General features: G+C 39.8%; 18 protein-coding genes. 5 read left to right on the top strand and 13 right to left on the bottom strand.

Annotated features, from left to right (window positions below; translation table 11 throughout):
* Positions 1 to 19 precede the first annotated feature (19 nt).
* Complete coding sequence (gene thrC / locus BPR_RS05415) at positions 20 to 1513, bottom strand: threonine synthase (protein ID WP_013280455.1); 1494 nt, start codon at positions 1511 to 1513, stop codon at positions 20 to 22.
* A 221-nt stretch (positions 1514 to 1734) separates the two neighbouring features.
* On the opposite strand from thrC, the gene BPR_RS05410 reads away from it, so the two are divergent.
* Together BPR_RS05410 and BPR_RS05405 are read left to right on the top strand one after the other, a co-directional pair.
* Positions 1735 to 2535, top strand: a complete 801-nt coding sequence (locus BPR_RS05410; RefSeq protein WP_013280454.1) for an AP2/ERF family transcription factor — start codon at positions 1735 to 1737, stop codon at positions 2533 to 2535.
* Between the two features lie 139 nt (positions 2536 to 2674).
* Positions 2675 to 4042, top strand: coding sequence for an MATE family efflux transporter (locus tag BPR_RS05405; RefSeq protein WP_167531149.1), 1368 nt, complete (start codon positions 2675 to 2677; stop codon positions 4040 to 4042).
* 28 nt (positions 4043 to 4070) lie between these two features.
* Here the strand turns inward: BPR_RS05405 and BPR_RS05400 are convergent, their stop codons facing one another.
* The 11 genes from BPR_RS05400 to BPR_RS05350 form a co-directional block, all read right to left on the bottom strand.
* The gene (locus tag BPR_RS05400) at positions 4071 to 5630 is read right to left on the bottom strand and encodes an ABC-F family ATP-binding cassette domain-containing protein (protein WP_013280452.1); all 1560 of its coding nucleotides are present in this window, start codon (positions 5628 to 5630) and stop codon (positions 4071 to 4073) included.
* A 27-nt stretch (positions 5631 to 5657) separates the two neighbouring features.
* Positions 5658 to 7172, bottom strand: coding sequence for a hypothetical protein (locus tag BPR_RS05395; protein ID WP_042256610.1), 1515 nt, complete (start codon positions 7170 to 7172; stop codon positions 5658 to 5660).
* 233 nt (positions 7173 to 7405) lie between these two features.
* Positions 7406 to 8656: a PrsW family intramembrane metalloprotease gene (locus BPR_RS05390; RefSeq protein WP_042256608.1), complete on the bottom strand. Its 1251-nt coding sequence runs from the start codon at positions 8654 to 8656 to the stop codon at positions 7406 to 7408.
* Between the two features lie 2 nt (positions 8657 to 8658).
* Positions 8659 to 9327: a 4'-phosphopantetheinyl transferase family protein gene (locus BPR_RS05385; RefSeq protein WP_042256606.1), complete on the bottom strand. Its 669-nt coding sequence runs from the start codon at positions 9325 to 9327 to the stop codon at positions 8659 to 8661.
* A complete protein-coding gene (locus tag BPR_RS05380) occupies positions 9320 to 11299 on the bottom strand; it encodes an EAL domain-containing protein (RefSeq protein WP_013280448.1) in 1980 nt (659 codons plus the stop codon). Before BPR_RS05380 ends, BPR_RS05385 begins: the two co-directional genes overlap by 8 nt.
* Positions 11300 to 11304: 5 nt before the next feature.
* Entirely contained in the window at positions 11305 to 12060 is a 756-nt protein-coding gene (locus tag BPR_RS05375) for a response regulator (RefSeq protein WP_013280447.1), read from the bottom strand.
* A 10-nt stretch (positions 12061 to 12070) separates the two neighbouring features.
* Complete coding sequence (locus BPR_RS19680) at positions 12071 to 15880, bottom strand: EAL domain-containing protein (protein ID WP_013280446.1); 3810 nt, start codon at positions 15878 to 15880, stop codon at positions 12071 to 12073.
* Between the two features lie 38 nt (positions 15881 to 15918).
* Complete coding sequence (locus BPR_RS05365) at positions 15919 to 17145, bottom strand: EAL and HDOD domain-containing protein (RefSeq protein WP_042256603.1); 1227 nt, start codon at positions 17143 to 17145, stop codon at positions 15919 to 15921.
* Positions 17146 to 17371: 226 nt separating this feature from the next.
* Complete coding sequence (gene glgD, locus BPR_RS05360) at positions 17372 to 18490, bottom strand: glucose-1-phosphate adenylyltransferase subunit GlgD (protein WP_013280444.1); 1119 nt, start codon at positions 18488 to 18490, stop codon at positions 17372 to 17374.
* The gene (locus BPR_RS05355; protein WP_013280443.1) at positions 18490 to 19632 is read right to left on the bottom strand and encodes a glucose-1-phosphate adenylyltransferase; all 1143 of its coding nucleotides are present in this window, start codon (positions 19630 to 19632) and stop codon (positions 18490 to 18492) included. Before BPR_RS05355 ends, glgD begins: the two co-directional genes overlap by 1 nt.
* A gap of 214 nt (positions 19633 to 19846) precedes the next feature.
* Positions 19847 to 21904, bottom strand: coding sequence for a methyl-accepting chemotaxis protein (locus BPR_RS05350; RefSeq protein WP_207636492.1), 2058 nt, complete (start codon positions 21902 to 21904; stop codon positions 19847 to 19849).
* 334 nt (positions 21905 to 22238) lie between these two features.
* On the opposite strand from BPR_RS05350, the gene BPR_RS05345 reads away from it, so the two are divergent.
* Both BPR_RS05345 and BPR_RS20705 read left to right on the top strand, forming a co-directional pair.
* Complete coding sequence (locus BPR_RS05345) at positions 22239 to 23702, top strand: methyl-accepting chemotaxis protein (RefSeq protein WP_013280441.1); 1464 nt, start codon at positions 22239 to 22241, stop codon at positions 23700 to 23702.
* A 235-nt stretch (positions 23703 to 23937) separates the two neighbouring features.
* Positions 23938 to 24111, top strand: a complete 174-nt coding sequence (locus tag BPR_RS20705; RefSeq protein ID WP_013280440.1) for a hypothetical protein — start codon at positions 23938 to 23940, stop codon at positions 24109 to 24111.
* Positions 24112 to 24201: 90 nt separating this feature from the next.
* Here the strand turns inward: BPR_RS20705 and BPR_RS05340 are convergent, their stop codons facing one another.
* Complete coding sequence (locus BPR_RS05340; protein WP_013280439.1) at positions 24202 to 24453, bottom strand: hypothetical protein; 252 nt, start codon at positions 24451 to 24453, stop codon at positions 24202 to 24204.
* A 145-nt stretch (positions 24454 to 24598) separates the two neighbouring features.
* Here BPR_RS05340 and BPR_RS05335 point away from each other — a divergent pair, with 145 nt between their 5' ends.
* The gene (locus BPR_RS05335; protein ID WP_013280438.1) at positions 24599 to 25303 is read left to right on the top strand and encodes a hypothetical protein; all 705 of its coding nucleotides are present in this window, start codon (positions 24599 to 24601) and stop codon (positions 25301 to 25303) included.
* Positions 25304 to 25332: the final 29 nt, after the last annotated feature.

Genomic DNA, 25332 nt, shown 5'->3' with positions numbered 1-25332 from the left:
ATCATGATAATAAAACTCTTCAGGCATTAAGAAAATCGCAAACAGCTTTTAACATATCAGCTTTATCAACTACTGTCTTATGTCTGATTTCTGCAGTTCTGATAGAAGAAACTGCCTCAGGTATAGCAACTCCTGAAACCTCTGAAAGTTCATCTGCAAGTGCAAAGTCATCCTTGCTCTCATCGCCCTTTCCAAGTGCATTCATTACGCTTCTGGTAAACTTGAACGGGCTTGCTGTTGATGCAATAACAGTTACAGTCTTATCTCCTGTCTCCTGGACATACTTGCTGTATACAGAGCTTGCAACTGCTGTATGTGTATCCATAAGATATCCGTTTGATTCAAATACCTTTCTGATCGTAGCTGCTGTCTCGTCTTCTGTAGCAAAGCCGCCATAGAAATCTGCCAGCTGCTCTCTCATATTATCAGTAATCTCATATTTACCATCCTGAGACAAAAGAGCCATCAGATTAGCATTCTTCTGTGCATCATCTCCTGCAATATGATAAATAAGCCTCTCAAGGTTACTTGAGATCAGAATATCCATAGAAGGAGATGAAGTCAAAACAAAGTCACGATTTCTGTCATATTCACCTGTCTGGAAGAAATCAAACAATACCTTGTTGGAATTGGATGCGCAAATAAGCTTGGCAATTGGCACTCCCATATTCTTGGCGTAATAAGCAGCAAGAATATTACCAAAGTTACCTGTAGGTACTACTACGTTTATAGAATCTCCGTCAGCAATCCTTCCCTCTTTGAGAAGTTTGGCATATGAATAAACATAGTAAACAATCTGTGGTACAAGTCTTCCTATATTGATGGAATTTGCAGATGAGAACTGGAAGCCCTTGGCATCAAGCTCCTTGGCAAGTTCCTTGTCTGTAAAGATCTTCTTAACTCCGGTCTGCGCATCGTCAAAGTTTCCTTCGATTCCAATAACGCAGGTATTGTCGCCCTTCTGAGTAACCATCTGCTGTTCCTGAATAGGGCTTACACCATGTTTAGGGTAAAAAACAATGATCCTTGTGCCGGGTACATCAGCAAAACCAGCAAGTGCTGCCTTTCCTGTGTCTCCACTTGTTGCGGTGAGAATAACTATCTCATTCTTGACATTATTCTTCTTGGCTGCTGTAGTCATAAGATATGGAAGAATTGAAAGGGCCATATCCTTAAAAGCAATCGTAGCTCCGTGATACAGCTCAAGATAATATGCTCCTCCTGCCTCTGAAATTGGAGCAATCTCATCTGTATCGAACTTGGAATCATATGCATGAGAAATGCAGTATTTGAGCTCTTCCTCAGTATAATCGGTCAAAAGAAGCTTCATTACCTCATAAGCTGTCTCTCTGTAATCAAGCTGTGCTATCTCTCTGAGAGTTTTTTCCAAATGCGGAATATGATCAGGGACATATAAACCTCCGTCTGGAGCAAGTCCTCTTAAAATTGCTTCAGATGCCTTAATCTGGCCCAAAGCCCCTCTGGTGCTACTGTACAAAACTTCCTTTGCCATTGCTTTTACTCCTCTTTTATTGGTAAAATAAATATGTATTAACGATATACTGACACTAAATGCAATTAGTGATACAAAGAATATAAAGAGTAGCGATAATATCCCTCTTTGAATACACAGTATACCATAATACCATCTAATATATCTACACAATATTTTAGCACTTTGAATTATTAAAGTTATGCGTTTTGCCTATTTTGTAATATAGTGGGGGATTTATCTTGAAGAGCAGAAAAAGTACCGGAGTTTATTGTACAACCTTAAAAGATGGAACACCTTCATACAGAGCTTCTATTACCTATGGTGGCAAGCACATCTCTCTTGGTTCTTTTGAAAGCGAAAAGAAAGCCGCGAAGGTTTTTCGTGAAGCTTCCAGGATTCTCAAAGACTGTTCTATATCTCTTTCTTCATATAAAGAAACTATGCTCATTCCCTTTGACAAATATGTCTGCCTTATAAACTATCGTGACAAGGGAATGTATATTCCAAATCCGATATATCTTGAAAAATCATATTTTACATATCACTTAGAGCCTGATTACGCCCTGAAATTCGATATTGAAGATCTCTTTTACTACTCTTCGCACAAGATCATGAAAAGAGGATCTCACTTATTTGTTGCTGACTACGGAAGCCAGCTCTCTGTACTCCAAAGATACGGCATCCAAAGCTATGCTGTTGAAGGAAGGGATTATCAGTTCGTCAATGACGATCCAACTGATTTTAGATACGAAAATATTATAATACTGAACAGATATCGCGGTGTAAGGCAGTTCGCAGAAAAAGGCTTTATCAGATATAAGGCCGTGATCCATGTTCGCAGCAATTATGTCATAGGCAAGTACAACTCCGAGGCAGAGGCTGCTATAGCTTACAACAAGGCCGCAGATATCCTTACAAGAAATGGGATAAAGAAAAACTTCCAGCCCAATTTTGTAGAAGACTTATCTCCATCACAATATGCAGACATTTATATGAAGCTCAAGATTTCACCCAGGATTGAGCGAGTAAAACCGAGATAGCTTTATGTTTTACCGATAAGTGTTGCCTTTAATTCATTCCTGCGTTACGATTAACTCCGAACGAATTGAGAACAATCTAAATACCATAAAAGTTTATTGTATTATTAAGAATTCAGTTTATGGTATGACAGGAGTAAAAATGGCAAACCCAATGGCAGATAAATACGCTAAAGACATGACACAAGGAGATCCCACAAGGCTCATCCTTGCTTTCATGCTCCCCATGATGATGGGAAATATATTCCAGCAATTCTACAATATAGTTGATACCATTATTGCAGGAAGATTCATTGACGCAAAAGCTCTCGCAGCTGTAGGCTCAACCGGTCATGTCACGAATCTTTTCTTTGCTCTCGGCAATGGACTTGCAACCGGTATCGGCATCGTTGTGTCTCAGTTTTTTGGCGCCGGCAACATGAAGGGTGTCAAAAAAGTCATCACAAATGCCCTTGTAATAGTAACTGCAACCTCTGTTTTTGTAGGTCTTATAGGCTTTGTATTTTCAAGGCCTGTCCTTACCTACGTCATGAAAACACCCGAAGATATCCTGGAGAACGCCGTAGCATATATGTCAATTACCTGCATAGGCTTTTTTGGTACAGCGCTCTACAATACCATATCGTACATTATGCGCGGAATAGGCGACTCCAAAACTCCGCTTTATTTCCTTATTATTTCAAGCTTTTTAAATGTAGCAATGGATCTTGTTTTTGTCATTGCCTTTGGCATGGGAGTTTCAGGTCTTGCAATCGCAACCATAACAGCTCAGATTTTATCAGCTGTATGTTCAATAACCTATGCCTTTTTCAAAAATCCTGTTTTCAAAATTGATAAATCCGATTGGAAAATGGATCCGCACATCATAATCAAATGCTATAAAATAGGCGGATCAATGGCGCTTCAGAGCGGGCTTGTCGCCTTATCCTTCGTAATACTGCAGAGAGTTATCAACTCCTTTGATTCCGTTGTTGTAGCAGCATTTACTACAACCAGCAAAATTGAGAGCCTCGTAAATATGCAGTTCAAGGCCCTTCAGGATTCTCTTTCAACCTTTACAGGTCAGAATATCGGTGCCAAACAGGGTAAACGTGTCAGAAAAGGTTTCCAGAATGGTATGAAGATGATGATCCTGTATGCAGTTGTCATGATCATAGTTATGGGATTATTTGGAGATGTATTAGTAAAGATATTCATAGACAGTTCAGAAACAGATATTATTGCCTATGGCTCAAAAGCTATGCGTATTCTCTCATACTTCTATCTTCCACTTGGAATGATATATGTATGCCGCGGAACCTTAAACGGAGCAGGCGATGCCAAATTCCCGGCAATTTCCGGTGCATCAGAAATGATCGGACGAATCATCTTCCCTGCCCTCCTCTGCTCTTTACCATTTATCGGAGCATGGGGACTTTGGATTTCCACCGGAATTACCTGGACAATCGTAGGCGTAACAGCCTTTATCCGTTTCAACATGAAAGACTGGCGTGGCGGCCTGGACATCTAAGCCTTACCCCTTCAGGAGGGGTTAAAGCTTAAAGGCGGGTGGTCCACTTGGTGCAGTCAATTATCTGGGTTGCAAGAGACTCGTAGAAGTCTGGCTCGTGGCAAACCATGAGGATACTGCCCTTGTAATCTTTGAGAGCTCTTAGGAGTTCTGCCTTGGCATCTACATCCAGGTGGTTTGTTGGCTCGTCAAGAACAAGAAGGTTGGATTCTCTGTTTATTAGTTTGCAGAGACGAACCTTGGCCTGCTCTCCACCTGAAAGGACTTTGCACTTGCTCTCAATATGCTTGGTTGTAAGACCGCATTTAGCAAGGGCTGAACGAACCTCATACTGAGAAAATCCGGGAAATTCTTTCCAGATTTCTTCCATACAAGTAGTTTCAATATCAGGAGACATCTCCTGTTCAAAGTAGCCGATAGCTACATTTTCTCCCTGTTCTACGGAACCACTGATTGCAGGGATAAGGCCAAGAATACTCTTAAGAAGTGTTGTCTTACCAATCCCGTTTGCGCCTGTGAGAACTATCTTAGAGCCGCGTTCCATTGTGATGTTAAGAGGTGATGAAAGGGGCTCGTCGTATCCAATGACAAGATCCTTGGTCTCAAAGAGTACCTTTCCGGGTGTTCTGGCCACCTTGAAATTAAACTCAGGCTTGGGTTTTTCCTGTATTTTCTCGATAATGTCCATGCTATCAAGTTTCTTTTGACGAGCCATAGCCATATTTCTGGTAGCGACTCTTGCCTTATTTCTTGCAACAAAATCCTTGAGGTCAGCAATTTCCTGCTGCTGTCTGTTATAGGCAGCTTCTCTCTGTGCCTTCTTCATCTCATAAACTTCCATGAATTTGTCATAATCGCCAACATAGCGGTCCAGGCTGTGAGTCTGACCATCCATATGATAAATGATATTAACCACACTATTAAGAAATGGTATGTCATGAGATATCAGGATAAAGGCATTATCATAATCCTGAAGATATCGTGTGAGCCATACAATATGCTCTGCATCAAGATAGTTAGTGGGCTCATCCAAGAGAAGGATATCCGGCTTTTCCAAAAGGAGCTTTGCAAGCAGAATCTTGGTCCTCTGTCCTCCGGAAAGCTCAGTAACATCCCTGTCAAGGCCAAGATCAAGAAAGCCCAGTGCTCTTGATACTTCCTCTATCTTGGAATCTATCAGGTAAAAATCCCTGTTTGTCAAAAGATCCTGGATTGTTCCAAGTTCCTCCATGTATGCCTCAAGCTGAGCTTCATCAGCTTCGCCCATTGCATCACAGATTTCATTCATTCTGCTCTCCATTGCATATAAAGGCTCATAAGCAGATGCAAGAACGTCACGAATAGTCATCCCCGGCTTAAGCACTGCGTGCTGGTCAAGATAACCTACATTGATGTTTTTGGCCCATTCAATTTTGCCCGCATCAGGCATAAGTTTACCAATAATAATATTCATAAATGTGGACTTGCCTTCGCCATTAGCTCCGACAAGTCCAATATGTTCACCCTTAAGTAGTCTGAAGGAAACATCGTCAAAAATGGCTCTGTCTCCAAATCCATGGGTTAAGTGTTCAACATTTAATATACTCATAAAACTCCTCAAATAATTTATTTTTATTTATCTCACCTTTTTATACAGGTAATACATAAAATCATAATCTCCCCAGCCGTATTCCTCCTGGTCGATCAGATCATAGTGAACATCAATTGATTCCGGAATATAATCCCTGACAAGAACATAATCAATAAGCCCTTCTCTTACATATCTCTCCTGCTCCATATATGGGTTATTTGCAGGGTCATCAATATCCAGAGTCTGGGTCTGGAACCATCTGCAGCTTGGTACTATATCACAAAGTGTGTAAAGTCCTGCGTCCAGACATCCCACATTTAAAAGAGTAGGGTTGTTTGTTTCAAGGACCTCATCTCTGAATCTGTACAAAAAGAATTCTTCTCTTTTCTCTGCCATAAAAGGAACATTCATGGAAAAAGTTGCTATCTGCATAAGAGCCATCATAAGAGCAAAAATAGGAAGGCCCATAAACCCAAAGCCCGACGATTCGATTTCAGCCAAAGCGTTTAATCTGTTGGCAATAAAAGCTCCTCCAAATACTGCAAAAATGCTAAGCGGAAGCGAATAATAAGGAAGCTCTCTTCCCCCGCCAAAGATGCCAACAAAAGTAAAAGCAAACAATACAACAACACTAATTCTGGCAAGCCAGGCTGCATTAGGATCCAATGCGCTAGCCACAAGGCCTGCAATTACCAGAAACATATACATCCAGTTATTCCAGATAAGAAAGTAAAAAATCTTGATCATTGACCATATTGCCTGCAGTAAGCCTGCGCCTTCTGCGCCTACCTTGCTGTAGACAAAGACATTGACATGAATGTATCCCCAGTACCATTCGTATAAGCCGCCCTGGATACCAAAATAAATGATCCATGGAATAAACGGCACAAACATTCCTCCAAGAAAAACAAGGCAGGCTCTGATTCCTCCCAGAAAATCACCAAGAACAAGATAGGCTATAAACACCAGCATCATCCAGGCAAAGAAAAATCCAAGGCCCGTGAATTTGATATTGGCAATTATTCCCGCCAGCACGCCACCGGCAAAAACGGTTCTAAGTGACATAGTTTTTTCAGGATACTGTCCTTTGAAATAATCAGTAAACAGATATAAGCCTGCCATCATAAAGGGAAGGCATATTTCCTCAGCAGATCCTCCCCACCAAAAGCTTCTGGAACTCACCATTCCGCCCATGACAAGTATAGCCAGCGAAAGTGACGCTTTCTGTCCTGCATACAATCTGATGATCCTGTAGGCAAACACAAGATCAGCAATTCCAAAGAGGATTTCCATTATAAATACGCCGGTAAAATTTGTATGGGAAATCAGATAACACAGCCCGTAAAAGAAATACAGATACATTCCCTTCTGGTCAAATATATCCCTATAAGGCATTTTGCCATTAAAAATACCCTTTCCTACGCTAAAATAGCTATTGGCATCATCCCAATTATTAAGCGGATACAAAAAAGACGATCTGCTGGCAAAAGCGAAACATGCAAAACCAGCAAGCATAAATAAAAAACACTTGGATAATAAGGCCTGATCCTTTTTCTGCATAAACTCTCTCCAAATATATAGTGATGTAGGTCTCAAAAGGAATATGTAGATACCTATGATACACCTGCATTATCTTTCAGCGCTCATACCATGATATAGTGTAACACTTTATAAATCAACAAAAATGATAATTAAAAAACAATAAACAAATATGATATATATGATATATAACTATAGAACTCAAAAAAACTGCCCCTCTTTTTATTAAAGGGGCAGCGTAATCTCCGCGACTATTATTCTGTGATCACAACCGGCTGACCAGTTACGGGATCATACTGAATGGGTGTAACAGGAACAAATTCCTTAGGTTCTGCAGGTGCATCATTATCAGCAGGTGTAGATGGCTGAACTGCCGACTGAGCTGGCTGTGCAACAGGATGTAGTGGTTCTCCTGTCATTGGATCAAAGTTCATTGCCGGCTGTATCGGCTGCATCACTGGCTGAACTGCAGACTGTGCTGCAGGATGTAGTGGTTTTCCTGTCATTGGATCAAAGTTCATCGCCGGCTGCACTACTGGCTGAACTGGCTGTTCTACCGGATGAAGTGGTTTTCCCGTCATAGGATCAAAATTCATTGCTGGCTGAACAGGCTGCATCACTGGCTGAAGCGGCTGGCCCGTCATCGGATCAAAATTCATCGCTGGCTGAACAGGCTGCGCTATTGGCTGAAGTGGCTGTCCTGTCATAGGATCGAAGTTCATCGCTGGCTGAACCGGCATTGGCTCAAAGCCCATAGCTCTCTGATTGTACATCTGAGCTGCAATTGTAGCTCCAGGATAATACCCTGTAGGAAAAAGAGCTGTATCGGAAGCTGAGAGCTTTTTAACTTTTCTGATCGCATATATAGTAATACAAATCTCAAACACGAAGAATACTACTATTGCTATAGGATAATAATCTGAAACTGAAAGACAGAAATCATAGAATCCGTGAATACCTACAGGAACGATAAGTGCCTTTTGCAGGTTTGTTTTCATGCCGTTCTTATCGCCAAGTGCCTCGCACCTCTTGGCAGCTCCAAAATAGCTTCCCATAAATACTGCATCAATTGCATGGCCGGGAACAGCAAGAACGCCTCGCATAACTGCAGTTGTTATAGAAGCATCCGTAAGATACAGAATGTTCTCAAGAACCGCAAAACCAAGTGAAGCAAAAACCGCATAAACTACAGCATCAAAAGTATAATTAAATGCGGGATGTTTCCAGGCAACTTTCTTAACTACAACGTATTTACCAAGCTCTTCCGCAAGAGCTACAACAAAGAAATTTTCCAAAAAGATAAAAGGTAAGCTGTCCTCATACAGGAAAAACCCGAGAATATCATCCCCTAATAGTTCAAGGATCACTGCGCTGATCGTTGTAACAACGCCATAAAGAAAAATCTTAACCAAAAGCTCTACAGGCTCTTTCTCAACTTTATCTGCCTTGTAGATAAAGTACATTAGTACTGCTGCCGGCAATATAGCCAAATAAATCATAACCATCTTCATTCTCCCATTACAAAACTGATTTCATCCGAAAAACTCTCATATCTGGAACATACTGTAATATAATATCCTTCATGCTCATATTCCGTAAAAAAGATATTCTCAAGAGCATCGCCATCATAATAGGCCTTGTCCCCATGCTCTAAATCTATGAATATCTTGCGTGGATCCATTGATAGTCCCTTGCCGTAGTACTTCATAATGCTCTCTTTCATAGTCCACATTTTAGTACATAAACGGTCAATATCAGACTGGTTCTCCGAACGATATTTAATATACTTTATCTCCTCATCCTTGTAAACAAAATTCATCAAATTTCCGCTGAATCTTTCAGGCTCCTGAACATCGATTCCTACCGGTGCATCAGAAAAAGCGCATACAGCTATTTTACCCGAATGTGAAAGGTTAAATTCCAAGCCTGTAGCGCCTTGTAAATATGGTTTTTCATTCTGATCTTCCAATATAACAGAATCGGTAAAGCCAAGCATATCAAGGCCTCTTTTAAGGACTATCCCTGCGCCAAGTGACAAGAGCTTACTGTTTAGTGGCCTGAATTTGTCTATCTTAGCCTTGCGCTCTCCCAGCATTTGGCTATACCAGTAATCAAATTTATCCTTGTCCTGTAAAAAATCAACATCTATCCCCAGAACAAAATTACAACTATTCATCTTCCTCAAGTCTTTCCACACCATCTTTTGTTATAACAAGATGTTCCCCATGCCAGAATCTATTCTGTAATTCATTTTTGGTTATCGTAGGCGACAAAAAATCACCTTCAGCATAATTTATCGGTACTTTCAACATTTTATCATATAATAACCTGCTGTCTATTCCTGACAGGACCACATTTTTCTTGAGCTGTATGATCATATTGACCCTGTTCTGCAGAACAATATCAGCATTATCCATATTATCATTGTCAGTTTCATAAATGCTTCTGATATCAAGGATAACTCCTTCAAACTCATAATTTACCAGCGTATTAAGTCCCAAAAATCCCGCTTCATATTCGCTTATGTACATTCTAATGCCATAGCTGACAAAGCTGCTCATCATCTGTGACATAGCTTCCCTTGCATATATTGCATACGACTCTTTCAATACAAAAGCAATAAGAGAAGGATCTATGCCATAATGATCAACTATGTTTTTGACATTTTTGACGAACTCATTTTTTATAACAGTCGCAGACATGATAGGTACAAAGACAAAATCCATCTGCATATCGGATTTATCAACACCATAGGATAAAAATCTGCAGACCTCTTCTATGATCTTATACTGAATTTCATCTATAAATCCAGTTCCTTCTGCAACTTCCATAAATTCTCTTGTTGGGATCACGCCAAGAATTTCATCCTGGAGCTTAAGCGTCATATGTGCAAGCTTGATCTTAAGGCCATCCATGGAATAAACAGGAGTATACAGATAACTAAATTTTTTGTCGCTGATACCGCGTCCTATAGCCTTTTCAACTTCAATTTTCCTTACCAGAAAATCAAGATCAGAGCCTATCAGTATTTTCTTTTCAGTTCCGTCAAGGCTTGAAGAATCCAGTAAAAAAATGTCATTTATACTTGAGAACTGTCCCGGACAGTCCGCAACAAGAATCCTGGTATCAAGCCTTATACTGCTGCCCTCATATTCCCAGGTTCTGTCAAATCTTTCAGTTATCCTGTCTACAAGAGCCCTGATGTCCTCATCGCTATAATCAGTACATAACAGGTAAAAGACTTCAACTCCGGTGCGATAGGCATAGGTTTCTTTTTTGTTATCCATCAGGAAATCAGCTATCTGAGCAACAAGTTTATCTATCCTCTCATATCCGAAAAGCTTTCTGTAATTATCAAGGTCTTCTATTCTGATGCACACAGCCTTAAATGCTCTTCCAAGTTTAAAAAAGGCTGTAACATCCTGCACAAATGCGCTTCTGTTATAGGCTTCAGACTGAGAGTCCATCCTGTCATCATCCTTTTCGATCATGATAAGGATTCCACTAAGTCCGATTGCTTCGCACAAGAGCTCACATTTGACCTGCGGAAAGAACAACTGCACCAAAGCGCCTGTCAGAGCCAGAACCATGAAATATATCATAGCAACTCTTTTCATGCCATTTATTACATACCAGCTTTTAACAAGTAATAAGAAGCCGGCCAGAAAATATGCAACTGAAGCTGCATAAGCAAGGTAAAGTCCCGCACCTCTTCCGTATGTAAACTTTCCTGTAATTCTGAAAGTCAGCTCCGTAAAAGGGTTTGTCAGAAGCATGATTTCCAAAAGGATCAGAGGCAAAACTATCAGCCTTCTAAGCCCTTTAGAAAACTTAAATGCAGTACCGGTGATAGAAACTATATATAGAAACAAAATAAGTGCCATCGCATAATGCGTAATATAATAGATCATCTGGCAGACGTAACTTATGATCCACTTGATCGTGTCGGGAATTGGTGTACTGATAGCCAGATAGCTTAAAGGCTCTGTGCAGCAGCCTATAAGCGTAAATAAAACAAGCAGCAAAAATAGACGATTTCTGATGCGATTTCTTTTACGCATCATAGTCGAATAAAAAAGGCACGTTATGCAAATAATTGCAGCAGCTATCCTGTAGGTAGTGCTGTCAAGCAATGCAATATCTAACATCTATCTTACTTCCTCTGTTTAAAAAATGTATCAAGTGTGCTCAGGAGTTTATCCCTGCTGATAGTTTTAAGCAGGTAATCTGCAGGCTTAAGTGCAAGAACATCTGTTACACTCTTTCTATCGCTTTTACCTGTCAGGAACATTACAGGGATTGAACTGGAAAAAGCTTCGCTTTGCAGCATCTGAAGCACCTTAGGGCCGTCAAGAACAGGCATATCATAATCAAGCAGCACAAGATCCGCCTTATTATTTGCAAGCCACGCTACTGCCTGAGTTCCGGAGTTAGCCATTCCTACCCTGTAGGTGTCTTTGAGCCATTCTCTTATCATCTGGATAAATGTGGGGTCATCATCCACTATGAGAATGCATTTCCTTCTCTGCAGCTCGTATTCATCATCGGTAACTATAGCCACTTTTTCCATCAGGTCAGCCATATCAAGAGGCCTTGTTATTTCATAGGCTATGTCCTCCTTTGGAACGTAGTGGTGGATCAGATCAAAGGCATCTTTATCTCCAATCACGATGATTATGAAGTTTTCCTCCATGTTCATATCCTTGAAGAAAACCATGGCATCTCTGTGAGACTCAATATCCTCGTCAGTATACAGGATTGCAAGATTAACACCCTGTTTTTTATTATTTAGTTCTCCTACAGAATACGACGAATCCTCCACGATATAGTTTTTGCTCTTCAGTAAGTTCTTAATAGCGTTAACCATGAAGGTTTCTTCATTTCGAACAAGCAGAATTTTTTTAAACATATAATTGCTCCTAACTGTTCAATCTGTTTTGTACAAGTTCCGTTATCTCGTCCCATTTAAGTTTATAGGCGAGTTTGGATATCTTACTCATAAGCTGCTCATCATCTGGTGATAGTCTATACTCTTTAATCGAATCGAGAATAAACATAAGTGTGTCGTAATCAAGCACTTTACTGACTTCCAAAATACTGCTGTAAGCATCAATGATCTGGGCATCACTTATTTCTTTTTTATCCGCCGCATTTTCCTCTACTCCTGCAACCTCCGGTATCTTGGAAAGGCTACTCTCAATAGCGTCATAGCGGCTCAAAAGCTCATCATTATAAGCTCTTATAGTATCTATATCTTTAGCATTTCCGGCATTTTCAAGCTTTTCTGCAAGCTTTGAAAGTTCCATAGCTCCAATAGTACGGCTGGTACTTTTAAGCGAATGAACATAGCTTGTATAGTCTTTCCAGTTTTCATCGTCAAATGCCGATACAACATTTCCTCTGGAACTGTCCATTGACTCGTAATACACCTTGATGATACTAAGATAGCTTTCGGCTGTTCCGCAGTTCTTAAGTCCCTGCCTTGTATCTATCTCATCAAACTTCTCAAGCTCCCCTAGCCAGGATACCTTTACATCATCATCTGATCCTGCCTGGGCACTACCTCCGGCTTCTCCATAAGCATCACTATCAAGTGCCACTTTGGTGATATTGACCTTGTCTTTAGGCAGATATTTTATCAGTGTTTCTTCAAGTTTATTGCTCTCAACAGGCTTACTCAGATAGTCATCAAAGCCGGCTTTCAGGAAATTATCCCTTGCGCCTGAAATAGCATTGGCTGTGAGAACAACGATCGGAGTATCAGCATTTGGACTCTCCTTATCCTCCTTGATGGCTTTAAAGGTTTCTGTACCATCCATTCCCGGCATTCTGTAATCAAGGAAAATAAGATCATATTTTTTAACGTGCTGCTTATCAAGGCATTCCATTCCGCTTCTTGCTGTATCCAGCTGTATTAGCGTAGGTTTGAGCAGTTCCCTGATAACTACATGGTTCATAGGAGTATCATCTACCACAAGCACCTGTGCATCCGGCGCGGTAAAAGATTCTTTGTAAGGCTTTCTGTCTTTGATGCTATTACTTAACCTGCTCCTGAAATCACCTATCTTGCTATCACCAATAACCTTCTGCGGAAGTACAATAGTGAAAGTAGAGCCTTTCCCATACACGCTGTCAACCATGATCGATCCGCCCATGAGTTCCAAAAGAGAATGCGTGATAGCAAGCCCCAGGCCGCTTCCTTCAATCGTTCTGTTCTTTTCAGCGTCAAGTCTTTTAAACTTATCAAAAAGAGTTGGAAGTTCTTCTTTTTTAATCCCTTTTCCTGTATCTGTTATCTTGATCTTAAGCGTGATCGTATCGCCATAATCTCTTATTCCGGTAGCTTCTAGTGTCACGCCACCTTCCTCGGTATACTTAACAGCATTATTTAGCACATTTACTATTATCTGGCGGAGCCTCATCTCATCGCCATACATCGTATCCGGAAGGTCCTCGTCAATATCAAATTTAAGATCCAGTATTTTCTGCTCTGCTTTAATATGGACCATATTGTAAACATCATTAAGTACCGAACTAAAATCATACTCAGCTTCCGTGATTTCCATACTGCCGGCTTCTATCTTGGAAAAATCAAGGATATCATTTATCAGAGACAAAAGAGTTCTTCCGGCACCCTCTATGTTCTGGGCATATTCGAGTATTTTTTCATCTTTGCATTCTCTTAGAATAACCTCATTCATACCAAGAACTGCGTTTATAGGCGTTCGTATTTCATGAGACATATTGGCAAGGAAATTACTCTTTGCCTCATTTGCAGCTCTGGCTCTTCTCTCTTCCATTCTGGCTGTCTCTGTAGCTCTGAGTATTGTGATAAACTCATTCTTACTGGCTGGCTGAGTAAAGTATCTTCCCTGGATATAATCAGCCTTGATATTACTGATAAAGTCATAGCAGTCCTGATAGTCGACATTGGATAAAATGATCTTTTTGCCCATTTGTCCAATCATTCTGAGCCTGTTATCCAGTATTATTCTGCTCTGGCTTGTTCTTGCTGCTTTTTGTATAAGTCTTGCATCGATCTTGACGCCTTCGAAAATCATTGAGGTTGCAGATTGCATGTTAAAAAAGCCGGTTCCATATTCATCCATAAAAAATCTGATTCCTATCCGGCTTAACTTTTTCATTGTCTCATGCAAAATATACTGATCGGTAGCTGCTGCAGACTCTGAAATATCAAAAACTATCATAGAAGGAGACGCTCCGTATTTTTCCAAAAGAGCTTTCACCTTTTCTACAAAATCCGTTTTGACGATCTGGACTGAAGACAGATTTATACTAATAAATTCAAGTCCCATCTCATCGACAATGCCACCGCCAAGGAAATAGAAAACCTGCTCAAGTACAAACCAGCCAAGTTCCTCTATCATTCCTGTCTGCTCTGCAACAGGAATAAACTCTTCTCTGTGAATATGGCCAAACTCATTGTCTCTTAGCTGCAGATAAGCTTCAGCTGCGCAGATCTGCAAATCACTCTTTGTGTATATAGGGTTGAAGTAAACTCTGAAGTTTTCATTTTCTATGCCCCTTCTTACAGCCTTTTCAACATCAGCCTTTCTGAGCAGAAAATGAAGATTATCCCCGGATAGAACATAGTCATATTCTTTATCAATCGTACTGTCTGATAACAACAGCAAATAGTCAACACTTCCAAACTGTTCAGGAGCTCTGGCCTCAAGAACAAGCGCCTTTAGCAGAACAGTTTTTTCACCAACCACCCATTCCTGTTTGAATCGTTCAAGAATTTTATCTCCTATGTCATCCGCTTCCATTCTGGTTATTCCAGGGCACAGTAAGATAAAGGCATCCGTCCCCATTCTGTATACTTCATAAGTTTTGCCAAAGTTTTCAAAATACTCAGCACAACTTCTAAGTATCCTCTCAAACTCTTCGTAGCCTATGATTTTCCTGTACAGATCAGCATTTGTGATCCTGACGCAAATGTTAAAAAAGCTTCTTTTATATTTAAAGTATCTTCTGGCATCGCGTATAAAGGCACTCCGATTATAAACTCTCGTAGATACATCCATCCTGTCATCATCATTTTCCAGCATCATCATAAGGCCCATAAAGCCTATAGCTTCAGACATTAGCTCGCTTCTGATCTGGATGAAAACCATCTGTATTGCAGTACCTATTACCACCAGCAGTGAAAAGTAGACAATTGCAGATCTTTTCGCCTTGTTAAGATCATTCCAGTACAAAAATAAAGCCACCATCGAAAAGAGAACATAAAAAGCACTAATACCGTAGGCAATATATACTCCCACTCTCCTGTGAAAATGGGTGTTCTCATCAATGTAAAAAACAAAATTAGTAAGCGGTGTGATGAGCACCATAAGTTCCATAAAAAGAAAAGGAATGCTGAGCCAGAATCGGCGTTTTGGAGAAAATCTGAATCCCACATCACACACAAGGATAATATAAAGAGCGAAAATAGGCGCCGTAGCAAAGTGGGTTAAAAAGTATAAGAAATTGAAAACATATAAAAGAGCATACTTTACAGCATCAGAAAAAAAAATGACCTTGGTAAGCTCTCCCAAAACAGCTGTGAGTGCATCAAGTGCCACAATTGAGCAAAGAGAGACAAAAAGCATGCTTCTAAGACGCTTTTTGCCTTTCATAATTATCGTATAAAATACGCATGTAATGCTGATGATAATGGCAGCCAGATTAAATGTAATGCTGCCAATTCCCTGAATATCCAGCATATAGTTACCTCGTGATACGAGAAAAAACTACTCTCGTATCATTTTTGAGGGAAAAGATCACGATACCACTTAAGAGCATTAAGGTAGGCCTCGTATACCTCATCCATATTTATATCATCAATTACCATCAGTCTGGAAACCTCTGTCCAGTCTGCATCTTCATATCTTCTGATAAAATTAAGAAGTGGAGCAAAATCTCCCTTGTTATCAATAAGTGCATCCCTGATATTCTTGGAAACCTGTACCATATTAAGAGCTTCTTCCATAGGCTTATCCAGCATGATATCAATAGCAGAGAAAAGCCCCATGATAAAGAGTTCCTGAGCAGCCATGCCCATCTCGAAAGGACCCGCAAGTCCCTCTGCAAACTTGGCTCTGATCATTGCAAGCCTTGTTATCTCCGAAGGCTTGTCTGCACAGAGTTCTTTGGTTACAGCTGTATTAATCCATCTCTTTAATTCTTTTTGTCCAAGCATAGCCGCAGCATGCCGGATGGATGTTATATCAGAATTAAGAGCCATTCTGTTTACCATTTCCAAAAGGGAAATTACAAGCGCCGGGTCTTTACCTATAACATCTGCAGCCTCCTGAAGGTCGAAATCCTGCGCATTGATAACATTAAGGAGCTCTATATAATTGACCTTCAGAGGACTAACCTCTGTCTCCGACTCTTTGACAGGCATTCTGAAAAAGCCACCTTCATAAAGATCGTAGCCGCCGTCTTTTTTTAGTTCTTCGTATTCTTCCTGAGAATCAACATTAACCGCAACAAGTTTAACATTAGGATAAACCTTGCCAAAATAAACCTTGGCTTTGGAAATCTCTATCTTTGTATGGTTAAGGAGAATATAGTCGCACTGACTGATAATCTCTTTATACGGCTCAAAATCCGCTATCTGAAGCTTTCTGATAGCAAGCTTATATCCCTGCGACTTAAGCTCTTTGACACGCTTTACATATTGCTCTGTGGGAACAATTGAATTATCCATCAACAGCACAACTTTGCCTGCAGGCACTGTACACTGCAATGAAATTTCTGCAAAAATAGAGAACTGATTGATTGGAACAAATACCTCTTTACCTCCGGATAATGTTCCAACTCCCATGCTGCTGACAACTTCCAGTTCGTGCACAGTTCCGGCGCCATCATACCTCGCCCCGCCTTCATAGTTAGGGTTCAAAAAGTGGTTTTCTTTTCTGGCAAAAACAGAATATGCACAAACATACATATTATCGTCAAATAACGGAATCAGTGTAGCTAGCATTTGGTGCTCCTTTCTGCACAACAAAGACATATTCCCACTTACATATATTGTAGCAAAAACAAACAGTTAAACAAATTAAATTCTTATAAAATTCCGTGCATGATTTTGATGTCATTTCGCAGTTGCACGCCCAAAAAAGACGATCTGTGATCAAGAAATTTTCTCATGTTTTTATATATTAAGAAAAGGAGTGGTGAATCCTTTTATTCACCACTCCCAGTTCATATCAAAGTGTATCTCGCCTCTTAATATATTGAGGATGCTCTTCAGTTCCGCGTATATCCTTGACGTGTATGATATGCGCCCATTTATCTACGATCGTATTTTCTATATGAACTCCTTCTTCAATCACTACATGAGCCAGAATTATAGAGTTCTTAATAACTGCGCCTTTCTTGATAGTAACACCACGGCCAACTACAGAGTTCTCTATTGTACCTTCTATGAGACAGCCATTAGATATAAAGGAATTAGATACCTTGGCTGTTTCAAAATACTGTGTAGGACAGGAATCTGTCGTTCTGGTATAAATAGGCCATTCAGGTCTGAACAGGTCACTTGCAACATCATAATCAAGCAGTTCGAGGGATGCTCTGTAATAATCAGATAAGCTAAGAAGGGATGCAAAATAACCCTTATGCTGATAGCCTCTGATATCCATATCTTTACACTTAAGATTAACAATATCTGCAAGAGTATAGATTGAAGAAAGCTCTTTGGCTGCCTTTATAAGGCCAACAAAAGTCTCCTTACTCATGCAATATGTATCCATGAAGATATTGCGTTCCTTGGCTGTTCCAAGGTTCTTCTCAAGAGAAGAAATTCCCTTTTGTTTGTTGATATTAACTATCTTACAATTTTGGAAATACTCCTTGGCATTATCAACCTTGTGGTATAAAAGAGTCACATCTGCACCTGAATTAATATGGCTCTGCAGGAGTTCACTAAAGTCCTGCTTGTAAACCATATAGCTCGGAGTAATGATAACATAGTCCTGATGCATTCTCTGAATGATATCAAGATTCTCACTATAAGCGCATATATCGTTGTTGTAAATTGAATTTACATTGCTGTCCTCGGAAAAAAGAAGCTGTATCTTACCACGTTTGGAGTTGATATTATAATGTCTTCCTGATCCGATATGTTCTGCAATTGATCTTGGACGGGATCGAACATAAACCTGAATTCTGTCCATTCCACTATTACTCATATTGGAAATAGGAAAATCAATTACACGAAATCTTCCGATAAATGAAAAAGCACCGATTGGTCTGTAATCATGAAGGCCTTCAACATGAATACTGTTATCGGCAGAGGATACTATTCCAAAAGCCTTATTTGCCATTACTTTGTACCCCCTTTCACGCTCTTTGCAACTAGTGCAATCTCTTCACTGGTCTTGGAACCAATCTTCACCTTCTTGCCGATACGGACATTTTCCGCCACCAAAGCTCTTGTTACTGTAGCGCCTTCTTCTACAACTGCGCCCGGCATCAGTACACTATCAACTACCTTGGCCCCTTTTCCTACAACTGCGCCTGTAAAAAGAACTGAATTGGTAACTGAGCCTTCTACGCGAACACCCTGTGTGATATAAGCTCTCTTGATCTTAGCATCCTTGCCAATATACTGAGGAAGGATTGAAACATCCTCTGTATAGATAAGCCAGGAAGAATCATTAAGATTAAGCTCATTCTTGGGGTCAAGCAGATCCATATTAGCTTCCCAGAGAGAATCTATAGTTCCTACATCCTTCCAGTATCCCTTGAATTCATATGCAAAAAGATTTCTCTTTTCTCCAAGCATTCTTGGAATGATATCCTTACCAAAGTCATGGTCTGAATCAGGATTATTCATATCCTCAACCAACATCTTGCGCATGAGCTTCCAGCTGAAAATATAAATACCCATTGAGGCAAGATTACTCTTTGGTTTTTGAGGTTTCTCCTCAAATTCTACAATTCTGCCATTTCCGTCAGTATTCATAATGCCGAATCTGCTGGCCTCTTTCATAGGAACAGGTCGAACAGCTATTGTAGCATCCGCCTTCATCTCCTTGTGATAAGCAAGCATTTTGGCATAATTCATCTTGTAAATATGATCTCCTGACAAAACAAGAATATATTCAGGATTATAGTTATCGATAAAATCGATATTCTGAGAAATAGCATCGGCTGTGCCTCTGTAAACATCAAGCCCTTCATCAGCTTTTTCTCTTGGCGTCAGGACATAAACACCACTGTCCCTGGAGTCGAGGCCCCAGCGACCATCCTGAGCAACATAACTGTTCAGAAGTACAGACTCATACTGAGTAAGTACACCTACAGTATCAATTCCGCTATTTGCACAATTACTAAGTGGAAAATCAATGATTCGATATTTGCCTCCATAATAAACAGCCGGCTTGGCAACTTTATTGGTAAGATCCTTAAGTCTGCTACCACGCCCACCTGCAAGTATCATGGCAAGCATTTCATTATGCGCCATACACAAATCCCCCTATCATAAATATCGACATACAAATGTATGAAGAAGTTTCCCCGTCTGCCAGCCTCAGAAACTGACAAACTTATGACTTCTTGCGGAAAAAAATTGGAAATAGCCCGCAAGTATCTATATATTTATGATAACACATCTATTGTTTCCCTGCATAAAAAAAGAACCCGCAGATAAATATCCACGGGCTCTTGAACATTTATTATCAAAGTTTGAATTTGCCTACTATTTCTTCCAGAGTTCCTGCTACTTCTTCCTGCTTGTTGGTCATGTCATTTACACTTGATACAACATCTGCCGCTGCCATAACAGAGTCATTTACACGGCTGCTAAGATCCGCTGTATCCTGCGTAGATTCTGCGATGTTCTGAATAGCTTTACTAACTTCTTCCATAGCTGCCCTGATGTTCTCAACCATCTGTGCAATATTCTCTGAGGAATCGCCAAAGCTTCCCGCATCGTCTCCATACTGCTTGGCAAGTCCTACGAACTTGTCATAGTCAGGTGTAACTGTCTCTTTGATAAATCCAAGGAGTTCTCCCGAAGATGAAGAAAGAGTTCCAAAAGCTTCCTGCACTCCATCGATTGTCTCCCTGATCTGCTCAACTGCTTCAGAAGTACTACTTGCCAACTTGTTGATTTCAGAAGCAACTACTGCAAAGCCCTTACCTGCATCTCCTGCTCTTGCTGCCTCGATACTTGCATTAAGTGACAAAAGATTGATCTGATCCGCTATCTCAGCAATTGTATCCGCAAGTGTTCCGATCTGATCAACTACCTTGGCTTTTTCATTTGCTTCCTCAAGATCTGCTTCTCTCTGTTCAGCAATAGATATAGCATAATCATGAGCCTGCTGGCTTTCTTTTTCAATATCCTTAGCTCTTGCCTTGATATCTGCTGCATCCGCACTTGTCTTCTCAGTTTCTGCAGCAAGCTGATGTACAGATGCATTTACTTCTTCTACAGAAGCGTTAACCTGCTCTGTAGCAGCTCCTGATGACATCATTGCATCATTTACACCTGAGATATTGCCCTGAATGTCGTTAAACTGATTGGACAACTCATTAGCCATATTTGCAAGTCCATTAGATGTCTCACTAACCTTGACTGACCCGTCAGAGATTTTGGAAATGACATCCTTATTGCTCTCAAACATGTTATTAAGCGACTCACTCATTGCTCCCAGCTCGTCGCCTCTTCTGTTGTCAATCTTATCAACAGTAAAGTCTCCGCTTGCCAGTACACTTGCAAATTCCTTAACACTATTAATGCTCTTGGCGATACTCATAACGAATATCATGATTATCGCTGCGCCGATAATAAGTGCTACTATGCAGATGATCACAAGAGTTCTTGTTGCAGCTTGTACAGGTCCTTCAATTTCATCAAGATCCATTACTATTCCAAGCTTCCATCCTACATTTGGAACATCTCGATATGTTACAAGGCGAGTCTTGCCGTCAACTACCATGATTCCCATGCTAGGGGTATCAGATGACTTGGCAAGTATTTCTGCTCCTTTGGCAGCAATACTAGGATTTGGATCTTCCTGCATTTTAACACCGCTCGAAACCTTTTCAGGATCATCGGTGTAAATATATGTTCCATCATTCGAAAGAAGGAGAGCCCTTCCTGTAGTACCAATCTTTATTGATGATACAAGGTCAGCAACATTTGTAAGCTCCATGTCAACCGTAACGCATCCTACAAACTGTCCGTTGTCGTAGATTGGTGCTGAACAGCTGGACATAACCATTCCTGATGAAGGATCATAGTATGGGTCTGTAATCTTAGCCTGACCATTAGGAAGAGCTTTCGCATTAGTATAGTATTCCTGATTAAAATAGTCATACTCAGCATTGCTATAATCCCAAGTTTCAACTATATCTGAGCCATCTCTATACCAGTATGGACCAATATATTTTTCTTCAGCCTTAAATACATTTGGTTCAAACCATACTCCTACACCCAGGATAGAGTCATTATCTATGATTATTTTCGTAAATGTTCCTTTATAGTTATCTGTATCAACAAATTTATATGAAGTTGATACCATTTCAGCTATATTGATCGCAGTAGTCCTGATGATTTCCAGTTTAGAATCAACACCAACAGCATTTGCAGAAACATTTTGGAACATACTGTCAGTATTAGCTGTTTGTAGATTACTGCTTAATTCCTGAGCTGCAATATACGTCAAAATAGCCATAGCTATTCCCATTACAGGCAGGATACACAGAAGCATCTTTGCTTTCAAACTCATTTTTTTCATCTGCTTTTACTCCTTCGCTAAAAATTAAATACAAACTAAATAATCTGCGTAAATACGCCTAACAACATTTTACAATATCGCGATATTGTTTGTTCTAAAAAAAGTATAAATATGGCTGAAAAATAAATTAAAAAGCAGGCCAAATGCAAACTTGCGCATGTTCTTTGAGGGTATTTTTTATTCACATCTTTTTAATGTTTTTTTAACACTTTATATATCGTAATTTAGTTTATTTCGATTTTACATCATGATAAAATCATCTTGTGTATATTTGTTTTAATGATACTTAATTACATGGGTAATAAAACAGAAAGGAACACAGTCTATGAACGCTGAACAATATCGCAGAGCTAATGCCAATAGTTATAATGTATGTATAGTTATTTTTTTATGTGGAATATTACTAACCGTTATAAAGATATTCCAAAGCGGATTTCAAGGTGCTGATGCGGCAATCATTGCCTCAGCTATTATCGGAGCAGCCATGGCATCGGCAGGATATTTTAAGTTTTCTACCGTAAAAATGGGTTCTATCCTTATAATGGGTGGCTCGACTATTTTCTATTTTGTCATGCTGGTTGCTGAAGACAATATAGTATACTTTGCTTTTGGTCTGCCGATACTGATCTGCAGTATCATCTATTTAAATGTAAGGCTTTGTAAGGCTGGAATAAGCGCGATCACTATTTCTTTTACTATTACCTGTATTAAAGCATATGTTTCTTCTGGTACTCTTGATATGATCCATGTACCGGCCTTCATAACACTTGCACTTGCGTTTATAGCTACAATAGCTACAGTTTCTCTTCTATGCAAATTCAACGAAGAAAACAATGCAACCATTACCAAAAACGCAGAAGAAACACTAAAAACAGGTAATGAAATGGCTGAAATTGCCAACACTATTACTGACCTGTTCAATGAATCTCAGAAAAATATGACAGATCTTCAGAACATCATTGAATCACAGCATTCAGGAATGCAGGACATAGCAAGCAGCATGGAAAGCACAGCTCAGGCTATTACCTCACAGGCTCAGAGAGTTCAGCAGATTCAGGAAGAAACAGCTACAACTGAACAGCACAGAAAAGATATGACAAAAGCATCCGAAAGTACTCAGACTGCCGTACGAGAAGGAGTAAGAGTCATTGAAGAGCTAAAGGAAAAATCACAAAACGTAGCACAGCAGAGTCAAGTAACTGTAGAAGCTACTCAGGCAGTTATCAATAAAGTTGCTGAAGTTACCAAGATTGTCGGATCCATCATGTCAATTTCCAAACAGACCAATCTTCTGGCCTTAAATGCCAGCATAGAAGCTGCAAGAGCCGGTGAAGCAGGTAAAGGATTCGCTGTTGTTGCCAATGATGTAAGAGAACTTGCAGAAGAAACAAACACCGCTTCTACTGAGATCACTAATATCATAAACGAGCTTAATGAAGATGTTCAGAAAGCTATGGCCAGCATTGATGACACGGTAGCATCTGTATCTGAGCAAAATGAAATGATCGAATCTGTAGGTGATAACTTTGACAGCATAAATGACAACGTATCAGAGATGCTCTCACGCTTCACAGAAATCGGAGAAGGAATGAAGTCAATTGCAGCTTCCACCACTGAAATAAACGACAGTATTTCCAATCTCTCAGCTACAAGCCAGGAAGTTGCATCTCTTTCTAACGAAGGAGCATCCGCTTCAGAGACAGCTGTTTCCAAGTTTGATGACTTCAAAAATATCCTCGGCGATATCTTCCAGCAGGCTAATAAACTTAAAGATATGCAGACAAAATGATCCAGCGTTCAAATTATTGCTATATAATACAAAAATTATTACAATTTTAAACATCAGTAACTACATGGCTTTGGAGAGCACCAACTCTCCAAAGCCTTTAAATTTTAGGGAATTTTTATAATTTTTTTCCGAAAAAGCTTAACTTTTCGTGCAAAAATACGATATAATAATAGAAAGGTCAGATAAATACTGACCTTGAATTTTAACACTATTCAGGAAAGGAGGAAATAAGTGTATGACAGCTACATTGGATGCCAAAATGGAAGTAATGGACTGCATTAGAAAGGATTGTGAAGATGAATACTATCCAGATCCAGAGAAAGTAGCCCATATCACCGGATTACCATTGGGGGTTGTTTTTGATTTACTGATAGAACTCAAAAACCAGGGTTGTCTTGGCAAGAGATGATCTATTGTTCAAAAATGGAGAATACGATGGACGAACAGCAAAATTAAAGGCTCTATGCATATAAAGCATAGAGCCTTTATTATTTAATCTTTATAGCATTTCTACAGGTTCGTGTGTAAAATCACCAAATCCATCCTGATAGAGCTTTTTAACGAAGTCTATTGCTCGCTGGCCGGACTCTTCGATCGGCACATTCTGACTGTAAATGTACTTGATCTGATCTCCGCTTGAAAGAGAAAAATCTATCTGTGTTCCGGATATCTGTCCATCCCCAAAGTCCAAAGGCTTAACCTCTACAGACTCAACTTCTTTCACAACGCCCTCGCCGAAAAGAACTCTCATATAAACCTCCTTGAATTGGTAATAATAATTATATACATAATTTTATCACTTTATTATCCAAATTGCGATACTCTTTGGCTATTTTGACTCACTATGCTATACTTATTAAATATTACAAAATAAGTAACAAAAACTTGGGGGTTTTATGTATAGATTATCTAAAAGACTGGGAGTAACTCTCGCAGTAATTCTATCAATATGCTCTATTTCAGGTTGTTCCTCACAGGACAAGACCGCCGTACAAGAAACAGCTCAAACTTTCATGGCTATAGTGGCCTCAGATTCAGAAGAGGATATCAATAAATACGCCACTTCAGAAGTCGCAAATGGTGATTTTGTGCAGCTCTTTGATGCTGATACTCTTGTTTCACAGTTTTCAGATGGAATTGACGAATACGAGCTTACAGAAGATTCCAAGAATGAACTTGACACTTTTGCCTCACTTTTTTCTGACATGATCAAATCCTACTCTGTATCTGATATCAGGCTTGATAAAAAAGATGACACACACACTGCTTCAGCAGTTGTCACTTTCAAAACTTCTTTTGCCATGGATATCATCGGAAGCGCAAGTGTTTCTAACAAAATCAGCGACGCTATAGAAGTTTACAATGCTGATCATGCTGATGAAATTGCAGCTCTCTATGAAGAGGGAAATGATGTTGCAGAAGCCAAAATATACAATGATATGCTCGAGATCATCCTTGGAATCTATGAGGATGAAATACAGAATTCTCAGGAAATGACTTATGCCATCGTACTTGATCTTGAGAAGAACAACGAAACTGACTCCTGGATTGTAACAGGAGTAAATGACTACGACAGTTCCAGTGCCGAATCCAGTAAATAAAATGATCCTGGTCTGTATGAATATCAATA

It is taken from the genome of Butyrivibrio proteoclasticus B316 (assembly GCF_000145035.1).
In the GTDB taxonomy this organism is placed as follows: Bacteria; Bacillota; Clostridia; order Lachnospirales; family Lachnospiraceae; genus Butyrivibrio; species Butyrivibrio proteoclasticus.
The sequence above is the reverse complement of the archived record's forward strand: the minus strand, read 5'-3'. Positions and strand labels throughout refer to the sequence as shown.